At 67.9% G+C, this 16,758-nt stretch carries 15 protein-coding genes; 9 read left to right on the top strand and 6 right to left on the bottom strand.

Annotated features, from left to right (window positions below; all coding sequences use genetic code 11):
* Nucleotides 1-39: 39 nt before the first annotated feature.
* The 4 genes from ACEOAB_RS10915 to ACEOAB_RS10900 form a co-directional block, all read right to left on the bottom strand.
* Entirely contained in the window at nucleotides 40-1,095 is a 1,056-nt protein-coding gene (locus ACEOAB_RS10915) for a 2-oxoacid:ferredoxin oxidoreductase subunit beta (protein WP_413749929.1), read from the bottom strand.
* Nucleotides 1,092-2,933: a 2-oxoacid:acceptor oxidoreductase subunit alpha gene (locus tag ACEOAB_RS10910; protein ID WP_413749932.1), complete on the bottom strand. Its 1,842-nt coding sequence runs from the start codon at nucleotides 2,931-2,933 to the stop codon at nucleotides 1,092-1,094. The genes ACEOAB_RS10915 and ACEOAB_RS10910 overlap by 4 nt, the downstream gene beginning before the upstream one ends.
* A gap of 2 nt (nucleotides 2,934-2,935) precedes the next feature.
* Complete coding sequence (locus ACEOAB_RS10905; RefSeq protein WP_495653714.1) at nucleotides 2,936-4,735, bottom strand: FAD-dependent oxidoreductase; 1,800 nt, start codon at nucleotides 4,733-4,735, stop codon at nucleotides 2,936-2,938.
* A 116-nt stretch (nucleotides 4,736-4,851) separates the two neighbouring features.
* A complete protein-coding gene (locus tag ACEOAB_RS10900; RefSeq protein WP_413749927.1) occupies nucleotides 4,852-5,520 on the bottom strand; it encodes a TetR/AcrR family transcriptional regulator in 669 nt (222 codons plus the stop codon).
* A gap of 134 nt (nucleotides 5,521-5,654) precedes the next feature.
* On the opposite strand from ACEOAB_RS10900, the gene ACEOAB_RS10895 reads away from it, so the two are divergent.
* On the top strand, nucleotides 5,655-6,440 hold the full coding sequence (locus ACEOAB_RS10895; protein ID WP_413749926.1) for an SDR family NAD(P)-dependent oxidoreductase: 786 nt from the start codon (nucleotides 5,655-5,657) through the stop codon (nucleotides 6,438-6,440).
* A gap of 38 nt (nucleotides 6,441-6,478) precedes the next feature.
* Here the strand turns inward: ACEOAB_RS10895 and ACEOAB_RS10890 are convergent, their stop codons facing one another.
* Complete coding sequence (locus ACEOAB_RS10890) at nucleotides 6,479-7,291, bottom strand: class I SAM-dependent methyltransferase (RefSeq protein WP_413749925.1); 813 nt, start codon at nucleotides 7,289-7,291, stop codon at nucleotides 6,479-6,481.
* Nucleotides 7,292-7,468: 177 nt separating this feature from the next.
* Here ACEOAB_RS10890 and ACEOAB_RS10885 point away from each other — a divergent pair, with 177 nt between their 5' ends.
* The 4 genes from ACEOAB_RS10885 to ACEOAB_RS10870 are packed head-to-tail and all read left to right on the top strand — an operon-like array spanning nucleotide 7,469 to nucleotide 10,861.
* The gene (locus ACEOAB_RS10885; protein WP_495653713.1) at nucleotides 7,469-8,689 is read left to right on the top strand and encodes a helix-turn-helix domain-containing protein; all 1,221 of its coding nucleotides are present in this window, start codon (nucleotides 7,469-7,471) and stop codon (nucleotides 8,687-8,689) included.
* Between the two features lie 43 nt (nucleotides 8,690-8,732).
* The gene (locus ACEOAB_RS10880; RefSeq protein WP_056599644.1) at nucleotides 8,733-9,413 is read left to right on the top strand and encodes a Vgb family protein; all 681 of its coding nucleotides are present in this window, start codon (nucleotides 8,733-8,735) and stop codon (nucleotides 9,411-9,413) included.
* 1 nt (nucleotide 9,414) lies between these two features.
* Nucleotides 9,415-10,215, top strand: coding sequence for a DUF899 domain-containing protein (locus tag ACEOAB_RS10875; RefSeq protein ID WP_413750567.1), 801 nt, complete (start codon nucleotides 9,415-9,417; stop codon nucleotides 10,213-10,215).
* 34 nt (nucleotides 10,216-10,249) lie between these two features.
* Complete coding sequence (locus ACEOAB_RS10870; RefSeq protein ID WP_413750566.1) at nucleotides 10,250-10,861, top strand: hypothetical protein; 612 nt, start codon at nucleotides 10,250-10,252, stop codon at nucleotides 10,859-10,861.
* On the opposite strand, the gene ACEOAB_RS10865 is transcribed toward ACEOAB_RS10870, so the two are convergent.
* The gene (locus ACEOAB_RS10865; protein WP_413750565.1) at nucleotides 10,794-12,086 is read right to left on the bottom strand and encodes a LysR family transcriptional regulator; all 1,293 of its coding nucleotides are present in this window, start codon (nucleotides 12,084-12,086) and stop codon (nucleotides 10,794-10,796) included. The genes ACEOAB_RS10870 and ACEOAB_RS10865 overlap by 68 nt on opposite strands.
* A 167-nt stretch (nucleotides 12,087-12,253) precedes the next feature.
* Between ACEOAB_RS10865 and ACEOAB_RS10860 the strand changes: the two genes are divergently transcribed.
* From ACEOAB_RS10860 to ACEOAB_RS10845, 4 genes are all read left to right on the top strand, one after another.
* On the top strand, nucleotides 12,254-13,282 hold the full coding sequence (locus ACEOAB_RS10860) for an amidohydrolase family protein (protein ID WP_413750564.1): 1,029 nt from the start codon (nucleotides 12,254-12,256) through the stop codon (nucleotides 13,280-13,282).
* Between the two features lie 2 nt (nucleotides 13,283-13,284).
* On the top strand, nucleotides 13,285-13,986 hold the full coding sequence (gene ligK, locus ACEOAB_RS10855; RefSeq protein WP_413750563.1) for a 4-carboxy-4-hydroxy-2-oxoadipate aldolase/oxaloacetate decarboxylase: 702 nt from the start codon (nucleotides 13,285-13,287) through the stop codon (nucleotides 13,984-13,986).
* Between the two features lie 35 nt (nucleotides 13,987-14,021).
* Nucleotides 14,022-15,377 carry an MFS transporter gene (locus ACEOAB_RS10850; protein ID WP_413750562.1) on the top strand — a complete coding sequence of 452 codons (1,356 nt, stop codon included), beginning with the start codon at nucleotides 14,022-14,024 and terminating at the stop codon, nucleotides 15,375-15,377.
* Nucleotides 15,378-15,442: 65 nt separating this feature from the next.
* Nucleotides 15,443-16,747, top strand: coding sequence for a gallate dioxygenase (locus tag ACEOAB_RS10845; RefSeq protein ID WP_495653712.1), 1,305 nt, complete (start codon nucleotides 15,443-15,445; stop codon nucleotides 16,745-16,747).
* The last annotated feature ends 11 nt before the right edge of the window (nucleotides 16,748-16,758 follow it).

Raw genomic sequence — 16,758 nt, 5'->3', positions numbered from 1 at the left:
CCCTCCGGAAGTAGCGTGAATGGTGCCGCCGGCTTTCGCTCAGCGCAAGGAGTCGTTGAGCCGCGCCAGCGCCTCGGCGCCGGGGCACAGCTGGGCCGGCCCGAGCGCGTTGAGCGGCCGGTCGCTGGTGTTGAGCGCCGTGTGCAGGTCGGTGGCCAGCGGATCGACATAAAGCAGTCCGGTGACCACTTCGCCCATCTCCTGGTGCCGTTGCATGTAGGCCATTGCGGCATAGCGGTCGCCGGGGTTGTAGTCGGAATGCAGGCTGCGCAGGCGCAGCAGCGTGCCGTCGTGCTGGCGCACGTCCACCACTTCGCCCGCCCCCATGTCGACGGTGATTTCCTCCCGCCCGCTGATGAAGTCGATGCGGCTCACCGCCTCGTTGTGCTCGCGCACGTAGTCGTAGCTCTTGGTGCTGCCGGGGTGGTTGTTGAAGGCCACGCAGGGGCTGATCACGTCGATGAAGGCAGACCCGCCGTGGCTGATCGCACCCTTGATCAGTGGCACAAGTTGCGCCTTGTTACCCGAAAAGCCCCGCCCCACGTAGCTGGCTCCCAGTTGCAGCGCCATGGCCACCAGGTCCACCGGGCTGTCGCTGTTGACGATGCCCTTCTTGCTCCTGGAACCCTGGTCGGCCGTGGCCGAAAACTGGCCCTTGGTCAGGCCGTAGACGCCGTTGTTCTCCACGATGTAGGCCATGCGCACGCCGCGCCGCATGGCGTGGGCGAACTGTCCCAGGCCGATGGACGCCGAATCCCCGTCGCCCGAGACGCCCAGGTACAGCAGGTCGCGGTTGGCCAGGTTGGCGCCGGTCAGCACGCTGGGCATGCGGCCATGGACGGTGTTGAAGCCGTGCGATGCACCGAGGAAATAGTCCGGCGTCTTGGAGCTGCAGCCGATACCCGAGAGCTTGGCCACGTGATGCGGTTCGATATCGAGCTCCCAGCAGGCCTCGATGATGGCGGCGGAAATCGAATCGTGGCCGCAGCCGGCGCACAGCGTGGAGATCTTGCCCTCGTAGTCGCGTCGCGTGTAGCCGACCTTGTTGGTGGTCAGCGTCGGATGGCGCAGCCGGGGCTTGGCGAGATAGGTCATGCAAGTTCCTTCGTGCCGGTGCTGCCGGATGCGTGCGTCTGCACGTGCGAGCTGATCGCCTGCACGATGAAGCGCGCGGTGATCGGCGTGCCGTCGAAATGCAGTACGCGCACGAGCCGGGCGGGGTCGACGTCCAGTTCGTTGACCAGCAGGCTGCGCATCTGCGCGTCGCGGTTCTGCTCGACCACGAACACCTTGTCGTGCTGCGCCAGGAACTGCACCACGCTGTCCGGAAAGGGAAAGGCGCGCAGCCGCAGTGCATCGAGGTGGATGCCGCGCTCTTCCAGCGCCTGCAGCGCCTCGTGCATCGACGGGCTGGTCGAGCCGAAATAGATCACGCCGAGCGCCGTCTTTTGGGCGGCAGGCCGCAGCACCGGCTGCGGCACCAGCGTGGCCGCGGTCGCGAACTTCTTCAGCAGCCGCTCCATGTTGTAGATGTAGTCGGGGCCGCGCTCCGAATACCGGGCATAGGCGTCGCGCGTCGTGCCGCGCGTGAAGTAGCTGCCCTTGGTCGGGTGCGTACCCGGCAGCGTGCGCCACGGGATGCCGTCGCCGTCCACGTCCTTGTAGCGGCCGAAGTCGCGGCCCGCCTCGAGTTCTTCCGCGCTCATGACCTTGCCGCGGTCGTAGGCCTTGCTGTCGTCCCAGGCGAAGGGCTCGCACAGGCGTTGGTTCATGCCGATGTCGAGGTCGGTCATCAGGAACACCGGCGTCTGCAGCCGATCGGCCAGGTCCAGCGCCGCCGCCGCTTGCTCGAAGCATTCGTGCGGGTCCTCGGGGAACAGCAGCACGTGCTTGGTGTCGCCGTGCGAGGCATAGGCGCAGGACAGGATGTCGGCCTGCTGCGTGCGCGTCGGCATGCCGGTGGAAGGGCCGCCGCGCTGCACGTTGATGAGCGTGATCGGGATCTCGGCGAAGTAGGCCAGCCCGATGAACTCGGCCATCAGCGAAATGCCCGGCCCCGAAGTCGCCGTGAAGGCCCGTGCGCCATTCCAGCCGGCGCCGACCACCATGCCGATCGAGGCCAGTTCGTCTTCCGCCTGCACGATGGCGAAGCGGTGCTGGCCGGTGGCCGGGTCCACGCGGAATTTCGTGCAGTACTTCTGGAAGGCCTCGGCCACCGAGGACGACGGCGTGATCGGATACCAGGCCGCGACCGTGGCGCCGCCATACACGCAGCCCAGCGCCGCGGCGCTGTTGCCGTCCACGAAGATCCGGTCGCCCACCCCGTCGGCGCGCCGCACCTGCAGCCCCACGGGCTCGCGCAGGTTCTCCCGCGCGAAGTCGCAGCCCAGGTGCAGTGCCTGCACGTTGGAGGCCAACAATTTTTCCTTGCCCTTGTACTGCTCGCCGAACAGCTTCTCGACCACTTCCGGCTCGATGCCGAGCAGGATCGCCAGCGCGCCCACATAGACGATGTTCTTGAACAGCTGGCGCTGGCGCGGGTCCTGGTAGACCGCGTTGCAGATCTCCGTCAGCGGCATGCCGATGACGCGGATGTCGTCGCGGAACTTCGACGGCGGCAGCGGCCGCGTGCTGTCGTAGAAAAGATAGCCGCCGGGCTCCAGTTCGGCCACGTCGGCGTCCCAGGTCTGCGGGTTCATCGCCACCATCATGTCGGTACCGCCACGCCGCCCAAGATGGCCCTGCTCGGTCACGCGCACCTCGTACCAGGTCGGCAGGCCCTGGATGTTGCTCGGGAAGATGTTGCGCGGGCTCACCGGCACGCCCATGCGCAGGATGGCCTTGGCGAACAGCTCGTTGGCCGAGGCCGAACCCGAACCATTGACGTTGGCGAACTTGATGACGAAGTCGTTGACCGCCTCTATCTGCTTCATGCTCATGCGGCCACCCCCTGCCCTGCCGGCGTCATCTTCAGCAGGAACTTCTGCATGTCCCACGCGCCGGTGGGACAGCGCTCGGCACACAGGCCGCAGTGCAGGCAGACATCTTCGTCCTTAACCATCACGCGGCCCGTCTTGAGCCCGCCGGAGACGTATAGGTCTTGCGCCAGGTTCAGTGCCGGCGCCTTGAGCCGGGGCCGCAGTTCGGCTTCATCGCCGTTGTCGATGAAGTTGATGCAGTCCATCGGGCAGATGTCCACGCAGGCATCGCATTCGATGCAGGCGGCCTCGGTGAACACGGTCTGCACATCGCAGTTCAGGCAGCGCTCGGCCTCCTTGAAGGCGGTGGCGGCGTCGAAGCCAAGCTCAACCTCCACGCGGATGCTCGCCAGCGCCATCTCGGCCTTGGCCCACGGCACCTTGTAGCGCAGGTCGTTGGAGGTGTCGTTGCCGTAGCTCCATTCGTGGATGCCCATCTTCTGCGACACCAGGTTGGTCATGGGCGCGGGCCGGACATACACCGGTTCGGCACGCAGCAGCTTGTCGATCGACACTGCCGCCTCATGCCCGTGGGCCACGGCCGTGATGATGTTCCTGGGCCCCAAGGCCGCATCGCCACCGAAGAACACGTTGGGTATCGTCGACTGGAAGCTGTTCTTCTCGAGCACCGGCAAGCCGGACTTGTCGAAGTCGATGCCGCTGTCGCGCTCGATCCACGGAAAGGCGTTTTCCTGGCCCACCGCGACCAGCACTTCGTCGCATTCGAAGTACGCGTCCGGCGCGCCCGTCGGCACCAGCGTACGGCGGCCCTGGGCGTCGTATTCGGCCCGGACGATTTCGAAACGCATGCCCAGCAGCTTGCCCTCCTCGTGCACGAAGGCCTTGGGCACATGGAAGTCGATGATCGGAATGCCTTCGTGCTGGGCGTCTTCCTTCTCCCAGGGCGAGGCCTTCATTTCGTCGAAGCCGCTGCGCACGATGACCTTCACGTCGGTGCCGCCCAGGCGGCGTGCCGACCGGCAGCAGTCCATCGCCGTGTTGCCGCCGCCCAGCACGATCACGCGCTTGCCGATGCTGCTGACGTGGCCGAAGGACACCGAGTTCAGCCAGTCGATGCCGATGTGGATGCTGGCCGCTGCCTCCCGGCGTCCGGGAACGTCCAGGTCGCGCCCGCGCGGTGCGCCGCAGCCGACGAAGATCGCGTCCCATCCCTGCGCCAGCAATGCCTTCATCGAATCGATGCGCTCGCCACTGCGGAATTCGACGCCCAGGTCGAGGATGTAACCCGTCTCTTCATCGATGACCGACTCCGGCAGGCGAAAGCGCGGTATCTGCGTGCGGATGAACCCGCCGGCCTTGGCCTCGCCGTCGAACACCGTCACTTCGTAGCCCAACGGCGCGAGGTCGCGCGCCACGGTGAGCGAGGCCGGCCCCGCAACGACGCAGGCGACCCGCTTGCCGTTCTTCGGTTCGGGCTTCGGCATGCGCGCGCGCACGTCTTCCTTCATGTCGGCCGCCACGCGCTTGAGGCGGCAGATCGCCACCGGCTCGGGTTCCTTCGTGTTGCCTTCTTCCACCCGCCCGCGCCGGCAAGCAGGTTCGCAGGGCCTGTCGCAGGTGCGCCCCAGGATGCCGGGAAAGACGTTGGACACCCAGTTGATCATGTAGGCGTCGCCGTAGCGGCGCTGCGCGACCATGCGGATGTATTCAGGGACGGGGGTGTGCGACGGACAGGCGTACTGGCAATCGACAACCTTGTGGAAGTAGGCCGGATCTGCAATGTTGGTGCGTTGCAATGCGTGTCTCCTGGCAAGCCTCCCTCGACCCCGGAGGGGCCGGCATGCGGCTTTGCCGCCAGTATGCGCCGCACTGGCGGGCGCACGGCCTTGGTGGAATCCCGCAGCGCTCCGGGCTATGCCTTGGTGGCCAATCCCCGCATCAATACCAGCAATGCGTGTTCGAGGTCTTGCTCGAAGTCGTAGCGCAGGCTCTCGAGGCCGGGTTGCTCGATCACCTGCGCCGAAACCTCCGCCGGGTTGCTCAGGGGCCATAGCCCGATGATCAGCGGCAGCGCGTGCCGGACCAGACCTTCGAAGGCCTGCACCGGCACGGTGGGCAGGCGAGCATGAAAATCCTGCGCCGTCTGTTGCCGCACTGCGAGCAGGTTGCGCTTGAATTCGACCATGCGTTCGAACGATACGTTGCGCTCGAGGATCGACGGCAGGATGCTGGTCAGCCGGCAGAGCAGCGGCCGAGCGGCAATGGATGAGGAGAAGGCGCGGGCGATGTGTTCGATGGTCGAACTCCTCTTGCCGCCACGAGCCAGTTCCACGCCGAGTTCGGCATGCCACCCCACGAATTCCTCGACGAGCACATCCATCAGCACCGCCTCGCTGCTTTCGAAGTACCGGTAGACGTTCGATTTGGTCATCTGCGCCTGGCGCGCGAGTTCGTTGATCCCCAGATCGAGGACGGTGGGGCTCTGGCGCAGCATCTCCCGGGCGGTGGCCAGCAGGTGACGGCGGCGCTCTTCCTTCTGCTCGGCAGAGCGGGCGCGCACGTAAGAGGTCGGTGAGTTCATGGGGTGATTCAACAATACCTTCATCAAAAGACCGCTGGTCTGCTATATTGCAGACCAATGGTCTCCAATCTTGCCAGAAAGCAACGATGCCGACCATCGCATCAGCTTCACTGTGATTTCAAAAGGCAAACATCATGGCTACCAACGACGACTCATGGGTTCTCATCACCGGCGCCTCCAGCGGTTTTGGCGAAGAGTTCGCAAGGCAATATGCGGCAAAGGGACACCCGCTGGTTCTGGTTGCACGCCGGCTCGACCGGCTCCAGGCATTGGCCGAGTCGCTGCACCGGAAATACGGCGTCAAAGTCGTGGTGGAGCAGGTCAACCTGTCGGACGTGGCCGCAGTCACCGGGTTGCACGCGCGCCTTCGCGACCGCGCAATCGCCGTCGATATCCTGATCAACAACGCCGGCCACGGCCTGCAGGGGCCGTTCCTCGATACGCAGATAGATGGCGCGCTGGACATGGTGCAGCTCGACATTGCGAGCCTTACCGCCATGACCAGGCTCTTCGGCCAGGACATGCGCGGGCGGGGCCGTGGAAAGATACTGCTCGTCGCCAGCTTGCTGGCGTACTACGGCGTTGAGAACATGGCGGTGTACGGCGCGGCCAAGGCCTACGTGCTGCGCCTTGGCGATGCGTTGCACCGCGAGTTCAAGCGTGACGGGGTGACCGTAACCTCGCTGTGCCCAGGCATGTCGGACACCGGATTCGCACAGGCCGCCAAGCAGAAGATCACGTTTGCGCTGAAGCTTCTGATGATGAAGCCGGAACCGGTCGTGCGGGCGGGGATTCGTGCGCTGCATGCGGGCCGTATGAGTGTTGTTCCAGGCTTCAACAACAAGGCTGCCGCAGCCATGGTGTGGACAACACCGAGATGGCTGCACCAGGCCATCTTTGCGCGCATCATGAACGGCTGACCGCTCGCGCTTGCAACAGCCTTGCGCCGGGACCTCTGCTATCCCTTCGCAACGATCACGTGCGCCTGTATCTTGCCGGCCACCGGGCCTTCGCCATGGCGGCTGGCGATCGCCTGCGTTGCGCGGTCCGTCGCGAGTTGAAGCAAGCTGGCGTCGCGCGCCTCGATTTCGTTGCGCAGCGGCGTTCCCTGGCAATAGGCGGTGGCGACCTCGCGTGCCGAGGGCGCGCGACTCACCTCCTCGCGCGTCTCGATCTCGATGTCGGTGAACCCTGCGCGGCTCACATCCTCGCGGATCAGTGCGACATCGTGATAGCCGTGCGGCGTGCGGGCAAGGAACCGTGGTGGGTCGTTCGGAAACATCGCGGCGACGGCGTTGGTGACGTCGTCGGCAAAGGCGTTCTCTTCGATGCGGTCCCAGACATTGAAGACGAAGCGCCCGCCAGGCCTCAGCACACGACGCGCCTCGGCGTAGCCGGCGACCCGGTTGGGGAAGAACATCGCGCCGAACTGGCAGCAAACGACATCGAACGAGGCATCTGCGAACGGCAGGCCGAGCGCATCCGCCTGCCGCCATTCGATGCGGTCGTCGGGCCCCTGGCGGGCGGCGGCATAGTCGAGCATGGGCTGGTTGAGGTCGGTCACCACATAGCGCGCGTCGGCGCGCAGTCTTGGCGCAAGCGCACGCGTGACCACGCCGCTGCCTGCGGCCGTTTCAAGCACCGAGCCGGGCGAGAAGGCAGCGACGCGCTGCGCCATGTCGGCGGCATAGGCCTCGAAGATCAGGGGGACCATCAGCGTGTCGTAGAACTTCGGGATCGAGCCCGCGAACACCTTGTCGCTCTCAGCCATGGGATCTCCTTGAAAGCTCCGAACGGCACCTTGATCTTCCGTTCCTGAGCGGGCCAGCCCTCCCCGACGATTCCGCCGCCTGGTGGGGCACCCGCGACGGTCCGCCATGGTGGCCGCGCCTGCCGGCCCCGTCAACGTCGTCGTCCTGCGGTCTCCCCCTCAAGGTAACCTGTCGTCATGGATTCCCTCATCGCCGCCTCCGCCCGCGCCCTTGCCGCCGGCGATGCACTCGGCGCCCTCAAGCGGATCGCCCTGCGCGACGATCCGCCGGCGCTGGCCCTGCGCGGCATCGCCATGGCGCAGCTCGGAGAACACCCCCGCGCGCGCGAGTTGCTGCGGCGCGCCGCGCGAGACTTCGGCGCCCATGAAGAGCTGTCGCGCGCCCGCTGCATCGTCGCCGAGGCCGAGGTCGCGCTGGCCATGCGCGACCTCGGCGGCTCCCCGCGCCCGCTGACGGCGGCGGCGGCCACGCTGGAGGCGCACGACGATCACGCCAACGCATTGCAGGCGCGGCTGATCGCGGCGCGCCGGCTCCTGCTGCTCGGCCGCCTCGACGAAGCCGCCGCCGCACTGGTGCACCTCGATGCGCGCGGCCTGCCGCCAGCGCTGGGGGCGGTGGCCGAACTGACCTCGGCCGAACTGGCGCTGCGCTCGCTGCGCATCGACCGGGCCCAGGCCGCACTCGCCCGCGCACACGAAGCGGCCGGCCGCGCGCGCGTGCCTGCGCTGCTGGCCGAGGTGGCGGAAGCGCGTGCGGCCTTCGAGCGACCCGCCGCGCGGCGCCTCTTCGCGGATGGCGAGCAGGCACTGCGCCTCGACGAAGTGGCCGCCCTCCTCGCCTCGAACGCGCTGGTGGTCGACGCCTGCCGCCGGGGCCTGGGCGCTGGCGACGCATGGCTGCCGCTGGCTCGCCGGCCGATCCTGTTCACGCTGGCACGCACGCTGGCAGAAGCGTGGCCTGCGGACGTCGACCGCGAAGCCTTGATCGCATCCGCCTTCCGCACCCACCGCCCCGACGAAACGCATCGCGCGCGGCTGCGGGTCGAGATCGGCCGCCTGCGCGCGCTCGCCACCACGCTGGCGGGCATCGAGGCCACGCCGCGCGGCTTCGTGCTCAGGCCGCATGGCGAGCGCACCGTCGCGCTGCTGGCGCCGCCCATCGACGGCGACCAGGCCTCGCTGGTGGCGCTGCTGTCCGACGGTGCAGCGTGGTCGACCTCGGCACTGGCCCTGGCGCTCGGGGCCAGCCAGCGCACGGTGCAGCGCGCCCTCGCCGAGCTGGAGGCCGAAGGACGGGTGCGCTCCATCGGCCAGACGCGGGCGCGCCGCTGGCTGTCGCCGCCGCTGGCGGGATTCACGACGATCTTGTTACTCCCCGCTGCGCTGCCGTTTGAATAAAGTTGTCTCCAGGCACCGATCCACGGCGCTACAGGAGCCAACAATGACCAGCAGGAAGAGCAAGGACACAACCCAACCCACGGTGCGGCCGGCCGAGATCGTGCGCGAGTATGGCCCCTTCGCCGGTGCCAGCAGCATCGCCGGCGTGACCCATGACGGCCAGCGCGTCTGGGCCGCCACCGGCACCAAGCTGGTGGCCTTCGACCCCGCCAGCGGCGAGACCACGCGCACGCTCGACACCGCCTGCGACGCCGGCACCGCCTTCGACGGCACGCACCTCTACCAGATCGCCGAGTCGCGCATCGACAAGATCGACCCCGCCACCGGCAAGGTACTGGCGTCGATCCCCACGCCCGGCCACGGCTACGACTCGGGGCTCACCTGGGCCGAGGGCAGCCTGTGGGTGGGGCAATACCGCGACCGCAAGATCCACCAGATCAACCCCGAGACCGGCGCCATCGTGCGCACCATCGAGTCGAACCGCTTCGTCACCGGCGTGACCTGGGTCGACGGCGAACTGTGGCACGCCACCTGGGAAGCCGAGGAAAGCGACATCCGCCGCATCGACCCGCAAAGCGGCGCCGTGCTCGAGCGGCTCGAGATGCCGCGCGGCGTCGGCGTGAGCGGGCTCGAATCCGACGGGGCCGACCTCTTCTATGCCGGCGGCGGCGAGAGCGGAAAGGTCCGCGCCGTTCGCCGTCCCCACAACCCTACGGAGCACTGACATGACCGGCCTCGCCACCACCACCAGGAACCCCGCCATCGAACCGGGCCTCGCGAACCATCCCGTCGTGTCCGGCGAACGATGGCTCGCCGAGCGCAAGGCATTGCTGGCGCGCGAAAAGGAGCTCACGCACCTGCGCGACCAGATCGCCCGCGAGCGCCGCGCACTGCCGTGGGAGCGCGTGCAGAAGAACTACCTCTTCGACACGCCCGCCGGCCAGCGCACGCTCGCCGGACTCTTCGAAGGCCGGCGCCAGCTGCTGGTGCAGCACTTCATGTTCGGTCCCGGATGGGAGCAGGGCTGCCAGAGCTGCTCCTTCATGGCGGACCATACCGACGGCATGAACGTGCACCTGGCGCACCGCGACATCACGCTGGTCGCCATCTCGCGCGCACCGCTGGCCGAGATCGCGCGCTTTCGCGAGCGCATGGGCTGGCAGTTCAACTGGGTGTCGTCGAACGGCAGCGACTTCAACCGGGACTTCCACGTCAGCTTCACGCCCGAGGACCGCGCTGGCGGCGAGGTCTACTACAACTACGGCATGCAGCCCGTCCCGCAGGAGGAAGCACCCGGCATCAGCGTGTTCTACAAGGACGACGCGGGCGAGGTGTTCCACACCTACTCGACCTTCGGCCGCGGCGTGGAAGTGATGATGGGCGCGTACAACCTGATGGACCTCGTGCCGGAGGGCCGCGGCGAGCGCGACGTGCCCTACAAGATGGAATGGGTGCGACACCACGATCTGTACGAACCGCAGCCCGATGCGAAGGCTGCCGGGTCGTGCTGCTCGGAGCACCGCTGAAGCGCGAGCGGCCCGGGCGCGTGGAGACGACATCATGGCAAGCCTCTGGCCATGGCTGGCGGTCGCGGGAGTCGGCGCCCTTCACGGGCTGAACCCCACCACCGGCTGGATGTTCGCCGCCGCCTGGGGCGTGCGGTCGCGCGACCGGAGGCAGGCGCTGCGAGCCCTGCTGCCGATCGCCATCGGGCACGCCGCATCGGTCGCGCTCGTCGCCGCCGCGGTGGCGCTTGGCCTGTCGATGGACGGCGTGATGCTGCAGGTGCTGGCGGGCGGGCTTCTTGTCGCCGTCGCGGTGCATCACCTGCGGCGCCGCAATGCAAGGCATGCGCGGGCAGCGACCGGGATTGCCGGGCTGGCACTCTGGTCTTTCATGATGTCCACCGCGCACGGCGCGGGGCTGATGCTGGTGCCGGCGCTGATCCCGCTGTGCATGAGCGGCGCCCCGGCGGCCCGCGAGATCACCGCGTCGGGCTCGCTGCTGCTGGCGCTCGCGGCCGTCGGCGTCCACACCGCGGCGATGCTCGCAGTCACCGGCATGATCGCCATCGGCGTTTGCCTCGGCTTCAACGCCGCACGTGCTATCTCCGCCCCTTCGGCAGGCGGAAATCCGGCGACCCCGCCACCACCTTGCCGATCTCATCCATGAGGGCCCGCGCGCCGGGCGAAGGGAACGCGCCCATGCGCTGCGTCAGGCCGATCTGGCGCCGGGTTTCCTCGAGCGGAAAATCGAGCACCACGAGGCTGCCGTCGCGGATCTCGTAGCGCAGCTGATGCGCAGAGATCGCGGTCAGCATGTCGCTTTCAAGCAGCAGCCCGCGCAGCACGGCGAGGTCGCCCGTTTCCACCGCCGGCAGCGGCGGCGCCTGCCGCGCATCGGAGAAGAAGCGCTCCAGCAGCTCGCGCGACGGCGAGCCATGGCGCGAGAGCGTCCAGCTCGCCTCGCGCAGCATCCTGAAGTCAATGCGCTTCGCCCGCGCGAGCGGATGGCCGGCACGCGCGATCACCGAGATGCGGTCTTCGAACAGCGGCTCCTGCTGCAGGTCTTTCGCTTCACCGGCGCTGCGCAGTGCGCCGAGGATGAAGTCGATGTCGCCGCTGCGCAGCGACGCGGCCAGCGCGTCGTACGGGCTCTCGACGGTGGAGACATGCAGTCGCGGATGGCGTGCGAACAATGACGCGATCGCCAGCGGCAGGATCTGCGTGCGCCCGAGCGGCAGCGCGCCCACCGTGATGCTGCCCTGCAGGGTGCCTTCGCTGGCCGCGATGTCGGGGCCGATGTGCCGCAGCTCCGACAGCACGCGCTTGAAATAGAAGGCCACGATCTCGCCCGCCGGCGTTGCCGACAGGCCGCGCGCATTCCTGTTGAACAGCGCGATGCCGAGCCCGCTTTCCAGGTCTTTCAGCGCGCTGCTGATGGCCGGCTGCGTGATGCCGAACTCGCGCGCGACAGCGGGCATGTTGCGCTTTTCCGCGAGGCTCGCGATCACGGCGAGCCGCCTGCCGTTCAGGATCGAGGTGAAGAGCGAATGCACGTCGGCGGTGCCATCGATGCCGCCGCGCGCCACCAGCTGCGTTCGCGCCTCCTCGAACTCGCGTTCGATACGAATCGCACGCACCAGCACCAGCTCGCCATAGGCGTTAAGCGCCATGCCCCGCGAGCGCCGGTCGAACAGCGGCCTGCCGAGCGCGGCCTCCAGGTCGAGGATCGAGCGCGTCACCGCCGACGCCACGCGAAACAGCGCTTCGGCAGCCGCGGCAATGCTCCCGGCCGAGGCCACGGCCGAGAACGCGCGCAGGTGGCGCAGGTTGATGCCGAGCGCCACGCTGTCGGTGTGCTCGATAACTTTGTGATGTGCGGGTTTTCGGTTCACGGGCGGTATTTCCCTCTCATTTGCGCATTTTCATATTCAAGGGTTAACCCTATTCAATAAAAAAGAATGATGGCAGAGCAACGCTAACTCACGCCACGCAGGGCCGCCGCGGCACAGACTTCTTCCATGCTTGAAGCACCCCCTGCATACCTTCCGGAGCGTTGCGAATGATCATCGACTGTCACGGCCACTACACGACCGCGCCCAAGGCCCTCGAAGCCTGGCGCAACCGGCAGATCGCCGGCATTGCCGCCCCATCGGCAATGCCCAAGGTCTCGGAGCTGAAGATCGGCGACGACGAGCTGCGCGAATCCATCGAGAGCAACCAGCTGCGGCTGATGAAGGAGCGCGGCAGCGACCTGACCATCTTCAGCCCGCGCGCGAGCTTCATGGCGCACCACATCGGCGACTTCGAGGTCTCATCCACCTGGGCCGCCATCTGCAACGAGCTGTGCTTTCGCGTGAGCCAGCTGTTCCCCGATCACTTCATCGGCGCGGCCATGCTGCCGCAGTCGCCGGGCGTCGACCCGGCCAGCTGCATCCCCGAGATCGAACGATGCGTGAACGAGTACGGCTTCGTCGGCATCAACCTCAACCCCGACCCGTCGGGCGGCCACTGGACGAGCCCGCCGCTGTCCGACCGGCACTGGTACCCGATCTACGAAAAGATGGTGGAGCTCGACATTCCCGCCATGGTGCACGTGAGCACGAGCTGCAACGCCTGCTTTCATACCACCGGCGCGCACTACCTGAACGCCGACACCACGGCCTTCATGCAGTGCCTTACCTCGGACCTGTTCAAGGATTTCCCGACGCTGCGCTTCGTGATCCCGCACGGCGGCGGCGCGGTGCCCTACCACTGGGGGCGCTTCCGCGGCCTGGCGCAGGAGATGAAGAAGCCGCTGCTGAAAGACCACCTGCTCAACAACATCTTCTTCGACACCTGCGTGTACCACCAACCGGGCATCGACCTGCTGGCGCGGGTGATTCCGGTCGACAACGTGCTCTTCGCGAGCGAAATGATCGGCGCGGTGCGCGGCATCGACCCCGAGACCGGCTTCTTCTACGACGACACGCGCCGCTACATCGACGCCACGCCGCTGCTCGACGACAAGGCCCGCCACCAGATCTACGAAGGCAACGCGCGCCGCGTGTACCCGCGCCTGGACCGCGCACTCAAGCAGAAAGGACTCTGAACATGTCTGCCACTCCCATCCTGCAGGAACTGGGCGTCGTCCATCGGCGCGTCGAGCGCGCCGATGCGGCCGCCGTCGAGAAGCTGTCGCGCTTCGGCGTGTCCACGGTGCACGAGGCGCTGGGCCGCCTGGGCCTGATGGCGCCGCGCATCCGCCCCATCCACCCCGAGGCCCGCATGTGCGGCACCGCCATCACCGTGCTGCTGCAGCCCGGCGACAACTGGATGCTGCACGTCGCGGCCGAGCAGATACAGCCCGGCGACGTGGTGGTCGCAGCCTGCACCGCGGACAGCACCGACGGCTTCTTCGGCGACCTGCTCGCGACCTCGTTCAAGGCGCGCGGCTGCAAGGGCCTGGTGATCGACGGCGGCGTGCGCGACGTGCGCGACCTCATCGCCATGGACTTCCCCGTGTTCAGCCGCGCCATCCATTCCAAGGGGACGATCAAGGCCACGCCGGGTTCGGTGAACGTGCCGGTGGTGTGCGCCGGCGCGCTGGTGCAGCCGGGCGACGTGGTGCTAGCCGACATCGACGGCGTGGTGGTCGTGCCCGCGCAGCTGGCCGCACGCGTGGCCGATGCCGCCGAGGCGCGCGAGGCCAACGAGGCCGGCAAGCGCGCGCGCTTCGCGGCCGGCGAGCTGGGCCTGGACATGTACGCCATGCGCGAGCCGCTCGCCAAGGCCGGCCTGCGCTACGTGGACTAGACCGGCCGCCCTGTTCGAAACAACGAGAGACAACAATGAACAATCCGGCTCAGGTCGACGTCAAGGCCTTCATCGACGCCCGCTCCATGAGCGCCATGCAGTGGCTGCTGCTGGTGCTTTGCTTCCTGGTGGTCGCGGCCGACGGCATGGACGTCGCGATCATGGGATTCCTCGCGCCTTCCATCCTGCAGGAATGGGGCGTGTCGCGCGCCGCCTTCGGCCTCGTGATGAGCGCCGCGCCCTTCGGGCTCGTGTTCGGCGCGCTGGTCGCCGGCCCCGCGTCGGACCGGCTGGGCCGCAAGACGGTGCTGACGGCCTCGGTCTTCCTGTTCGGCATCTTCACCGTCGCCACCACGTTCGCGCAGAACCTGCCGCAGATGGCGGCGCTTCGCTTCCTCACCGGCCTGGGCCTCGGCGCGGCAATGCCCAACACGACGACGCTGCTGTCGGAATACGTGCCGCAGCGTTCGCGCTCGCTGCTGATCGCCGTGATGTTCACCGGCTTCAACCTGGGTTCGGGCGTGGTGGGCTTCGCCGCGGCATGGCTCATTCCGCATTTCGGCTGGCGCTCGGTGCTGGTGCTGGGCGGCGCGCTGCCGCTGGTGCTGGTGCCGCTGCTGCTGGCCCTGCTGCCCGAGTCGGCCCGCTTCATGGTGGTCCGCAGGCAGCCAGCCGAGCGCATTGCCGCCGTGCTGGGCCGCATCTGCCGCACCGTGTTCCCGGCCGGGACTACCTTCGTCGCGGCCGAGCCGCCGGTGGCGGCGAAGAAGCCGATCGGCGTGCTGTTCTCGCGCGGCTACGGGCTGATGACGCTCGCCCTGTGGACGACCTACTTCATGGGGCTGCTGGTGATCTACCTGCTGACCGGATGGCTGCCCACGCTGATCAAGGACGCGGGTCTTCCCATCGAGACCGCCGCGACGGTGACCGCCATGTTCCAGATCGGCGGCACGGTGGGCGCCATCCTCGTGGGCTGGACCATGGATCGCACCGCGCCGACGCGCGTCATCGCCGCCGCCTATGCGGCGGGCGCAGTCTGCATCCTGTGCCTCGGCACCTCGGGCGCGCTGTCGGCATCGCTCGCGCTGCTGGTGGCGCTGGCCGGCTTCTTCATGAGCGGCGCGCAGACGGGGCTCAACGCCTTCGCGCCCGGCTGCTATCCCACGATGGCGCGCGCCACCGGCGTCAGCTGGATGCTGGGCATGGGACGCTTCGGCAGCATCGTCGGCTCGATGTTCGGCGGCGTGCTGCTGACGATGGGATGGGGCTTCGGCGCCATCGTCTCGCTGCTGGCCCTGCCGGCGCTGCTGGCTGCGGCCGCGGTGCTCAAGGCGCGGGCCGCGCAGGCCGACGACGGCTCCGCGGGCAGCCCCCAACCGGTTCGCACCTGAAGCCATGCCGAACTTTTTCCCCACCCCTTCCGTCATCGCGCCGCACTGAGCGCAGGAGCGAATTCATGGCCCAGATCATCGGCGCCGTCGCCTGTTCCCACACCCCCACCATCGGCTTCGCCTTCGACAAGAACAAGCAGCAGGACCCGGTCTGGGCGCCCATCTTCGAGGCCTTCGCGCCGGTGCAGCAATGGCTGGCCGAGAAGAAGCCCGACGTGCTCTTCTTCATCTACAACGACCACGTCAGCTCGTTCTTCTTCGACCACTACTCGGCCTTCTCGCTGGGTGTGGGCGAGCGGCACGAGGTGGCCGACGAAGGCGGCGGCGCACGCGACCTGCCGCCGCTGGCGGGCCACCCGGCACTGGCGCGGCACATCGGCCGCTCGCTGGTGGCCGACGAGTTCGACATGTCCTTCTTCCAGGACCGCGCGTTGGACCACGGCGTGTTCTCGCCGATGTCGTTGCTGGGCCCGCACAAGCCGGCATGGCCCGTGCCGGTGATCCCGCTGCAGGTGGGCGTGCTGCAGTCGCCCGTGCCGTCGGCGCGGCGCTGCTACAAGCTCGGCCAGGCGCTGCGGCGCGCGATCGAGAGCTACCCGGACGACATCAAGGTGGCGATCGTCGCCACCGGCGGCCTCTCGCACCAGGTGCACGGCGAGCGCGCGGGCTTCAACAACACTGCCTGGGACGCGCAGTTCCTCGACCTGATCGAGAACGACCCGGTGCGGCTGACCGAGATGACTCAGGCCGAACTGGCAACGCTCGGCGGCATGGAAGGCGCCGAAGTCATCATGTGGCTGGTGATGCGCGGCGCTCTGTCGTCGAACGTGCGCAAGACACACCAGAGCTACTACCTGCCCTCGATGACAGGCATCGCCACCGCCATCTACGAGAACCTCGCAAGCCCGCCCGTGGCCGGGGAAGTCGAACGGCACCGCCGCCGCATCGCGGAAGAACTGGCCGGCGTGGAAGCGCTACGTGGCACCTACCCGTTCACGCTCGAGACCAGCGTGCGCGCCTACCGCCTCAACAAGTTCCTGCACGGCATGACGCGCCCCGCGCACCGCGCCGCCTTTCTTGCCGACGAGGAGGCCGCGTTCGAGGCCGCCGACCTGACGGACAGGGAGCGCGACCTCGTGCGCCACCGCGACTGGCGCGGCCTGATCCAGTACGGCGTGATCTTCTTCATGCTGGAGAAGCTGGGCGCGGTGGTGGGCGTGTCGAACCTGCACATCTACGCCGCGATGCGCGGCCAGTCGCTGGAAGACTTCCAGCAGACCCGCAATGCGCCCGGCGCCCTGTATTCGGTGGCCGGCAAGGACGCCGCGCCGCAGGCATGGGACAGCGCCCCCGCACCGCAGCCGCGCTGAGCCGCTCCCTT

This window comes from Variovorax sp. Varisp53 (genome assembly GCF_059491555.1).
The sequence above is the reverse complement of the archived record's forward strand: the minus strand, read 5'-3'. Positions and strand labels throughout refer to the sequence as shown.

Excerpts from the sequence above, each read along its gene's own strand:
- ACEOAB_RS10875 (WP_413750567.1), top strand. The coding sequence starts at position 9,415 with ATGACCGGCCTCGCCACCACCACCAGGAACCCCGCCATCGAACCGGGC.
- ACEOAB_RS10910 (WP_413749932.1), bottom strand. The coding sequence starts at position 2,933 with ATGAAGCAGATAGAGGCGGTCAACGACTTCGTCATCAAGTTCGCCAAC.
- ACEOAB_RS10880 (WP_056599644.1), top strand. The coding sequence starts at position 8,733 with ATGACCAGCAGGAAGAGCAAGGACACAACCCAACCCACGGTGCGGCCG.
- ACEOAB_RS10860 (WP_413750564.1), top strand. The coding sequence starts at position 12,254 with ATGATCATCGACTGTCACGGCCACTACACGACCGCGCCCAAGGCCCTC.
- ACEOAB_RS10885 (WP_495653713.1), top strand. The coding sequence starts at position 7,469 with ATGGATTCCCTCATCGCCGCCTCCGCCCGCGCCCTTGCCGCCGGCGAT.
- ACEOAB_RS10845 (WP_495653712.1), top strand. The coding sequence starts at position 15,443 with ATGGCCCAGATCATCGGCGCCGTCGCCTGTTCCCACACCCCCACCATC.
- ACEOAB_RS10850 (WP_413750562.1), top strand. The coding sequence starts at position 14,022 with ATGAACAATCCGGCTCAGGTCGACGTCAAGGCCTTCATCGACGCCCGC.
- ACEOAB_RS10900 (WP_413749927.1), bottom strand. The coding sequence starts at position 5,520 with ATGAACTCACCGACCTCTTACGTGCGCGCCCGCTCTGCCGAGCAGAAG.
- ACEOAB_RS10895 (WP_413749926.1), top strand. The coding sequence starts at position 5,655 with ATGGCTACCAACGACGACTCATGGGTTCTCATCACCGGCGCCTCCAGC.
- ACEOAB_RS10890 (WP_413749925.1), bottom strand. The coding sequence starts at position 7,291 with ATGGCTGAGAGCGACAAGGTGTTCGCGGGCTCGATCCCGAAGTTCTAC.
- ACEOAB_RS10870 (WP_413750566.1), top strand. The coding sequence starts at position 10,250 with ATGGCAAGCCTCTGGCCATGGCTGGCGGTCGCGGGAGTCGGCGCCCTT.
- ligK (WP_413750563.1), top strand. The coding sequence starts at position 13,285 with ATGTCTGCCACTCCCATCCTGCAGGAACTGGGCGTCGTCCATCGGCGC.
- ACEOAB_RS10915 (WP_413749929.1), bottom strand. The coding sequence starts at position 1,095 with ATGACCTATCTCGCCAAGCCCCGGCTGCGCCATCCGACGCTGACCACC.